This is a genomic window from Clostridium sp. CAG:43, assembly GCF_000434655.1.
GTDB classification, from domain to species: Bacteria; Bacillota; Clostridia; order Lachnospirales; family Lachnospiraceae; genus Otoolea; species Otoolea fessa.
Genome location: NZ_FR895021.1, coordinates 1 through 7,375, shown reverse-complemented (window position 1 = coordinate 7,375; position 7,375 = coordinate 1). Strand labels below are relative to the sequence as shown.

The following is a 7,375-nucleotide window of genomic DNA, read 5'->3' as shown; positions in this document are numbered from 1 at the left end:
CGTAAGCCATGCGGGATTTACCCTTCCGAATCAGGCACAGAAGCAGGTGCAGATGGCGGCTGCTGAGACAGAACCGGCGGAACAGACAGCGAAGAAACAGGTGCCGAATGCGGCAAAGCGAAGTCTGGAGCTGGAAGATGCACAGGGCATTCAGGAGGCGGATGCAGCGGCGGTTGCGGACCAGAGCGAGCTGGAGAGTGACAAAACGACGGCGAGCGGCTTCCAGAGTGTCGATGAGACAGTGTATGCGACTGAGAACCTGCTCAACGTGCGTTCGGGCTGTGGAACGGAGTATGAGATTGTGACACAGCTGAATCAGGGCGACAGCGTGCAGCGCGTCGGTATCGGAGACGGCTGGAGCGAGGTGCTTTATAAGGACAAGAGCTGTTTTATCCGTTCCGAATACCTGACGACGACCGAGCCGGGCAGTGAGGAAGCGACGGTCACAGCGCAGGGGGCAGAAGCGGATGCACAGGGTGCACCGGTGTCCAACGGACGTATCGTAGCGATCGATGCGGGACATCAGGCAAAGGGCAATCCGGACAAAGAACCAGTTGGACCGGGCTCCTCGACCATGAAGGCGAAGGTGGCTTCCGGCACCGAGGGCGTATCGACGAAGCTGCCGGAATATGAGCTGACTTTATCAGTTTCGAAGAAGTTAAAACGGATTCTGGAAGAGAGAGGCTATCAGGTCGTCATGATCCGGGAGTCCAACGATGTCAACTTAAGCAATGCGGAGAGAGCGGAGATCGCCAACAAGAGCGGCGCTTCCATTTTTGTCCGGATTCATGGCAATTCGCTGGATAACACGACGGTCAACGGAACACTCTCCATGTGCCAGACGGCGACCAACCCGTACAACGGCGGGCTTCACGCGGCAAGCTATTCTCTTTCCAAGAAGATCACGGACTCTGTCTGCGCGGCAACCGGCTTCAAGAACCGCGGTGTGCAGGAGACAGACAGCATGAGCGGCATCAACTGGTGTAAGATTCCGGTTTCCATTGTCGAGATGGGCTTTATGAGCAACCCGGAAGAAGATCAGAAGATGGCACGGGATGATTATCAGGAATTGATTGCGGGGGGAATTGCGAACGGAATTGATGCGTATTATCAGTAAATAGTGAAAAAAACAGATGACAAAAGTCAAAATATCATGTATAATAGTATAGGTGTTTCGAAGAGAAACACCTAATATCTGGAGACGTAGCGAAGCGGCCGTAACGCGGCGCACTCGAAATGCGTTTGTCGGTTCATCCCGGCACGAGGGTTCGAATCCCTCCGTCTCCGCGTCCTGGGGATCCTTGTAAATACAGGGATCCCCTTATTTTATTTCATAGGAAATTGCGTCCTGTGAAACAAAAAATGCTTCGCGAGGATGCGCACTCGCGCGAAGCAGAAACATGTCGCAAGCGAAAAAGAGCTGCCACGTTTTGAGTGACAGCCCTTGATTGGCAAATTTATGGATTTTTACCGTACTTTCGTATCTTCCGCATAAAACTCCGCATAAGCATCCTGCAAAGTCTTCAGCGTCTTCGGATCTTTTCCTCCGATTGGTTTTCCATCGAGTTCAACGGCCTGGATGCAGAGCCCGCCGGAGCTGCTGACGATGATTTCGTCGGCGTCTGCCAGTTCCTGCATGGTAAATGGTGCCTCGCTGGTCGGGATGCCGTTTTTCTCAGCTAACATCAGCAGATGTTTTAACGTGATGCCCGGAAGAATCAGATTATCTCTCGGTGGGGTGCAGAGAACGCCGTCCTTGATGATTAAGATATTGCTGTGGGCGCATTCGGTGACGCGTTCGCCGCGGTGGAAGACCGTTTCCTGGCAGCCCTGTTCGATGCAGCGCTGGTAAGCGATGACACTTGGAATCAGGTTCAGCGTCTTGATGTTGCAGTGCAGGAAACGGGTGTCCTCCATCGAGATCAGGCGGAAAGTCTTATCAAATGGAATCAGGTCGCACGGAACAGTAAAAATCATCAGATTTGGTTTTACGGAAGCAGGTGGAAACTGATGTCCACGATAGGTAGTTCCGCGGGAACACTGCCAGTACAGCATACCGTGGTCAACCTCATTGGCATCGATGCATTTCTGCAGCTCGGCACGCAGTTCTTCGCGCGACATTTCAAACGGGATTTCCAGCAGCTTGCAGCTGTTGTAAAAACGGTCGAGGTGGTCGTCTGCGGCAAAAATGTTGTTGTTTGCAAAGGTGGTGGCATCGTAGCAGCCATCTCCAAAATAAACGGCGCGGTCCAACATCGGGATTTTCATTTCCTCGAGGGGGCCGATTTCTCCATTGTAATATCCGACATATTTCATTGCATATACTTCCTTTCTATGTTGATTCGAAAATACCTCGTCAAGTGTTTACATTATACCACATCCGCCTATAAGATGAAATCTCCCCCAGGCGGATGTGTTCTTATCATTACATATTTATTTGTCTTTATGTTTAATAATCTTATATCCGCCTACCAGCAGCGTCGGCAGCAGGTAGAAGAGGATAAATCCGTAAGACAGGTACGAATAGCCCTGCTCGATCAAGGTGACAACGCCGACGCGGGATAATACGAGTGCAGCGATCAGCGTGATGACCGTAATCAGACCGCGGTTTGTATCGGACAGCTTGGCAGCGCCCTTTTCCTCCATGGCAACGTCGAAACGATCGATGATCATGTGGATGCAGCCAGTTGCCGTCTCAACCAGCGTCCAGCCCATAACGAGACTGAACAGTGCCATCAGTGCCGGTCCGCCGTTGACTGCCTTGATCATTTCCATCCACGGGGTTGTGACATCCGCGCCAACGATGGAGGTATCACCGTAGAAGCACATCATCGCAAAGTAAGACAAAAACCACGGAATAACCATCAGAAGACCGGCGATCAGACCGGAAATAAAGGTTTCTTTCCGTTTGGTCTGGCGTGTCAGGGAGAACATGCCCATCGGGATGGCATTGATGTTGTAGGCAACATACAGGATACCGGTGTAAATGCACAGCGGAACAGTGACAGAGCCGTCGTAGGTGCTGGTGTCCATCGTGCTGAATACATGGGAAATGTTGCCGCCCTTGTTGACGAGTACCAGAATTGTAAACAGAATATAGCCGCTGTACAGTAAAATAGTACCGATCGATTCAAATTTCTCGATCACCTTGGAACCCTTAAAGTTCAGGAGTCCGCAAATCAGAACGATCACAACGGAGCCGAGAATATTCGGAAGTCCGACCTGCTCGAAAATACTTCCAGTTGCGGCTGCCATAACGGCAATCAGCAGAATCGCGATGAGGACAGTTAAAATATCCATCATCGGCCAGAGCGGTCCAATGACCTGCTTGATATAGTTTTTATAATCGTAAACCTTGTAGATCCGGCAGATCTCAAAGGTCAGGAAGGCAAACAGGGCAAAACCGATGCCGATCGTCAGTCCGGAGATCCAGCCCATCGCTCCGAATTTCGCACCGTAAGAATAAATCTCACGTCCGGTTGCATAGCCGCCGCCAATCAGAACCGATTGCAGCAGGACGCCCGGCAGAATGTACTTGGCGTATGCGCCTTCGTAGAAATTGTTGAATTGTTTCATACCTTTCACTCACTTTCTTTTGTTGACTATTAAAAATTATAAAGGATGAATGAAAAACTTGCCAATAGAAAGAACAGATATTATAATAAGGGAAACTTATAACGAAACAGGAAAAGCCGGATCGAAAGCCCGTAAATTGGGCGGCGTGATTCATTTTTCTGCTCGAACGAAAAGAAACGATTACATAATAGAAATGGGAAAATGAGATGAATTTAAAACAGATGGAATATTTTGTGGCGGCGGCGGAGCAGCTGAATTTTACGCGAGCGGCGAAAAAATGTTTTATTTCGCAGACAGCGATGACGCTGCAGATTCAGTCGTTGGAGGAGAAGATCGGGGTGCCGCTTTTTGTGCGGGACAAGCACCATGTCGAGCTGACGGCGGCGGGAAAGGTATATCTGAACGAGGCGCGGGCGATTCTGGTCCGCGCCGAGGAGGCGGCGAAGCTCGCGCGGACGGCAGCGGAAGGCATAGCTGGGGAGCTGACGATCGGATTTATCCGGGGATATGAGCAGAGTCGTTTTTCGGAGACGCTCAGAAGTTTTCATGAAGCGTACCCGAATATTTCGATTCATCTGCTGCGGGAAAATATGAGCGCGCTCTATGAGCTGTTAGATAATGGAACCTGCGATCTTGCGTTTAATCTGTCTTTGTACACGCAGAATTACGAGGATTTAAAGCACCGGTTCCTCAAACGGTTTCCGATGATGGCGGTTCTTTATCCGGGACACACGCTGGCGGGAGATAGCCATCTGATGTACCGTGATCTGGCGCGGGAAGACTTTATCATCATGCAGCCGCAGGGACGTTCCAACGATGAGGCGGAAGAAGTATTGATTTGTTACAATAAGGGCGGTTTTATACCGAATATCGTGGCGCGTGAACGGGAGGTACAGACGGTGCTTCTGGAGGTGTCAGCGGGATTTGGCGTGGCGATTCTCCCGGAATATGCCGTCCGCTATTATCGGAATGCGCGGAATCTGGTAGTGGTTCCGCTTCTCCGCGCGGACGGCAGCCCGGAAGAACTTGATTTTGAGATTGCATGGCGTCAGAGCAACCCGAATCCGGCGATTGAAAAGCTGCTGCAGTGGGTGGAGACGCATGAGTACGTGGAGTAGAGAAGAGAATTAAAGACAATTAGAAAAGAATAAAAACAGGCATATCGCAGAGTCTTTGCTTGAAATGATTCAAGAATCTTGCGGTATGCCTGTTTTGAATGGATGACAAGGCTTGTGTTTATAGAATGACACGTATCAAGCATTCTGTCTCTTAAGAAAAAAATTTACGTTTAGTCAAATGGGAAAATAACCGTCAGCATCCACTTAAATGCCTCTGGCGCAAACACCGCGTGCGGCTTTTTCGCCGGCATGACGAGCACTTCACCGGCATGAACGAGGTGTTCGATGCCGTCAACGGTAAAACGTCCGGTGCCTTCCAGAACCGTTACCATCGCATCGCCGGTGGAATCGTGGGTGGAGATCTCCTCGCCCTTTGCGAATGCGAACAGGGTAACGCTGACCGCCTCATTCTGCGCCAGCGTCTTGCTGACGATCTGACCGTCCTCGGCATTTACCAGACTGGTTAAAGTCTGAACTTTTTCATGGGTGATGTTTTTGATATATGGGTATTCCATGGTGCTCCTCCTCCATAATAAAAGATTTATAGTTGTTTATAATGTGCAGATTCTCAGAAAAAGGGTTAATCTAAGATCCTTCCATCAATCGAAATCGTTGTCACCTGCCACGGAATGAATTTTCCACTTGCCTGTAGGGCATTTTTTACGGCGTGCTCGATACCGCCGCAGCACGGAACCTCCATGCGGACAACGGTCACGCTTTTGATATCGTTGTTACGGATGATTTCGGTCAGCTTTTCGGAGTAGTCGATGCTGTCAAGCTTTGGACATCCGATCAAAGTTATTTTACCATGGATAAAGTCCTGATGGAAGCGGCTGTATGCGTAAGCGGTACAGTCGGCAGCGATCAAAAGTTTGGCACCGTCGAAATACGGGGCGCGGATCGGGGCTAATTTGATCTGAACTGGCCAGTTGGACAGAGCGCTTATTGGGGTGTTTTCTGAATGGTCACAAGCAGCGGATTCAGAAAAATTGTCATGTGTGATAGCGGAAGCAGCACTGCCAGGACAGCCTGTGGATGTGGCTGCTGAGGATGCATGGGAAGTAGCTGTGTCAGGACGTTTCAGGAAACGGCTCATGGATCCAGGACATCCGCCAAATGCCGGTGTCGCCGGTTTTGCTTCGGAACGTGCGGATGCATTTGCCGCTGCGTTTGCCTCTAATACCTGCTTTGCTTTGCGTGCTGCCATGTGGACCTGGACTGCCGCCTCATCGTAAGCCGCCGCCTCGCGCTCGACAAAGGAGATAGCGCCAGTCGGACAGGCAGGCAGACAGTCGCCCAGACCGTCACAGTAATCATCTTTTAAAAGGGTTGCTTTACCGTCCACCATGCCGATCGCGCCCTCATGACAGGCGGAAGCGCAGAGACCGCAGCCGTTGCATTTTTTCGGATCAATTTCTACAATTCTTCGTACCATATAAATTCCTCGTCTTTCTTATTCGTGTGCATCTGACCCATTTTCATACATGAAAGGATGAGATATGTCAGAACATCTATTTTGATTTTTTTGTTTTCTTAAGTACATGATAAGTATAATCGTCCGGCACAGAAAAGTCCGTTGTTTTTACAACATTTTTGAAAAGTTATAGACGGTTGAATGCTTGCTGGACGTCTGTCGAATGTGTTACTGGGCACGTATGCGTGAACAGTAACCTGGATGCCTATCGGGTAGCTGTCGAGAGCTGTTATCCTCCCTTTACTTTCCCATATCCATGTACTATAATTAATACTTATATAGCCTGATGATGCAAGGCTGGCTTGATAAGATTCAGCGAGGGCAGTTCGATGTGATTTGGTGGAGCTGGTTGAATAAGTCATTTGACAGAGTGATCGGGCGGATGGGAATTATTAGAGTTTTAAAGAGGATTCATAGAGATAAAAATAGAAATAGAAAAGGAAAGAAAATCGGAGATTTCTTTCAAGAAAGGACAACACAAGATGAGATTTGCAAATAGAATGGACCGGTTTGGCGAGGGCGTGTTCTCTATGCTGGCACAGATGAAGAAGAAAAAGCTGGCGGAAGGGGAGGCGATCGTCGATCTGAGCATCGGCGCACCGAATATTGCCCCCGCACCGCATATTTTAAAGGCGCTCAGCGAAGCCTGTCTGGTACCGGAAAATTATCTGTACGCGATTCAGGATCAGCAGGCGCTTCTGGAGGCGGTATCGGAGTGGTATGCGCGCAGGTACGGGGTAGAATTGAACCCGGAGACGGAAATTTGTTCCCTGCTTGGTTCCCAAGAGGGACTGGCACACATTGCGCTTTCGATCGTGGACGAGGGCGATGTGGTTCTGGTGCCGGATCCGTGTTATCCTGTCTTTGCGGATGGTCCGTCGCTGGCGGGGGCGGAACTTTACTATATGCCGCAGCGCGAGGAAAATCACTACATCATTGATTTGAAGGAAATTCCGGAGGAAGTCGCTCAGAAAGCGAAATTTATGATTGTTTCCTACCCGAACAATCCGACGGCGGTGCTGGCTCCAGACAGTTTCTATGAGGAATTGATTGCATTTGCAAAGAAATATGATATTATCGTTCTTCACGACAACGCCTACAGTGAGCTTGTGTTTGACGGAAGAACCTGCGGAAGTTTCCTGCGTTTTCCGGGCGCACGCGAGGTCGGCGTGGAGTTTAATTCGTTGTCAAAAACGTACGGATTGGC

The 7,375-nt window shown here is 49.8% G+C and carries 7 protein-coding genes and 1 tRNA gene; 4 read left to right on the top strand and 4 right to left on the bottom strand.

Annotated elements, in window-relative coordinates; genetic code table 11:
• Together QVO97_RS02025 and QVO97_RS02020 are read left to right on the top strand one after the other, a co-directional pair.
• The coding region (locus QVO97_RS02025) for an N-acetylmuramoyl-L-alanine amidase (RefSeq protein WP_288188660.1) at positions 1 to 1,117 on the top strand (1,117 nt) is incomplete at its 5' end.
• Between the two features lie 80 nt (positions 1,118 to 1,197).
• Positions 1,198 to 1,287 (top strand) — tRNA-Ser (locus QVO97_RS02020).
• Between the two features lie 180 nt (positions 1,288 to 1,467).
• Here QVO97_RS02020 and QVO97_RS02015 read toward each other — a convergent pair.
• Positions 1,468 to 2,316 (bottom strand): aminotransferase class IV, encoded by an 849-nt coding sequence (locus QVO97_RS02015; RefSeq protein WP_022358750.1) that lies wholly within the window; start codon positions 2,314 to 2,316, stop codon positions 1,468 to 1,470.
• 117 nt (positions 2,317 to 2,433) lie between these two features.
• Positions 2,434 to 3,576, bottom strand: a complete 1,143-nt coding sequence (locus QVO97_RS02010) for a YkvI family membrane protein (protein WP_022358749.1) — start codon at positions 3,574 to 3,576, stop codon at positions 2,434 to 2,436.
• Between the two features lie 206 nt (positions 3,577 to 3,782).
• On the opposite strand from QVO97_RS02010, the gene QVO97_RS02005 reads away from it, so the two are divergent.
• Entirely contained in the window at positions 3,783 to 4,694 is a 912-nt protein-coding gene (locus QVO97_RS02005; RefSeq protein WP_022358748.1) for a LysR family transcriptional regulator, read from the top strand.
• 170 nt (positions 4,695 to 4,864) lie between these two features.
• On the opposite strand, the gene QVO97_RS02000 is transcribed toward QVO97_RS02005, so the two are convergent.
• Together QVO97_RS02000 and QVO97_RS01995 are read right to left on the bottom strand one after the other, a co-directional pair.
• The gene (locus QVO97_RS02000; protein ID WP_022358747.1) at positions 4,865 to 5,209 is read right to left on the bottom strand and encodes a cupin domain-containing protein; all 345 of its coding nucleotides are present in this window, start codon (positions 5,207 to 5,209) and stop codon (positions 4,865 to 4,867) included.
• Positions 5,210 to 5,274: 65 nt separating this feature from the next.
• On the bottom strand, positions 5,275 to 6,129 hold the full coding sequence (locus QVO97_RS01995; protein WP_022358746.1) for an ATP-binding protein: 855 nt from the start codon (positions 6,127 to 6,129) through the stop codon (positions 5,275 to 5,277).
• Between the two features lie 521 nt (positions 6,130 to 6,650).
• Between QVO97_RS01995 and QVO97_RS01990 the strand changes: the two genes are divergently transcribed.
• A partial coding sequence (locus QVO97_RS01990; protein ID WP_288188657.1) for an aminotransferase class I/II-fold pyridoxal phosphate-dependent enzyme occupies positions 6,651 to 7,375 on the top strand: 725 nt, incomplete at its 3' end.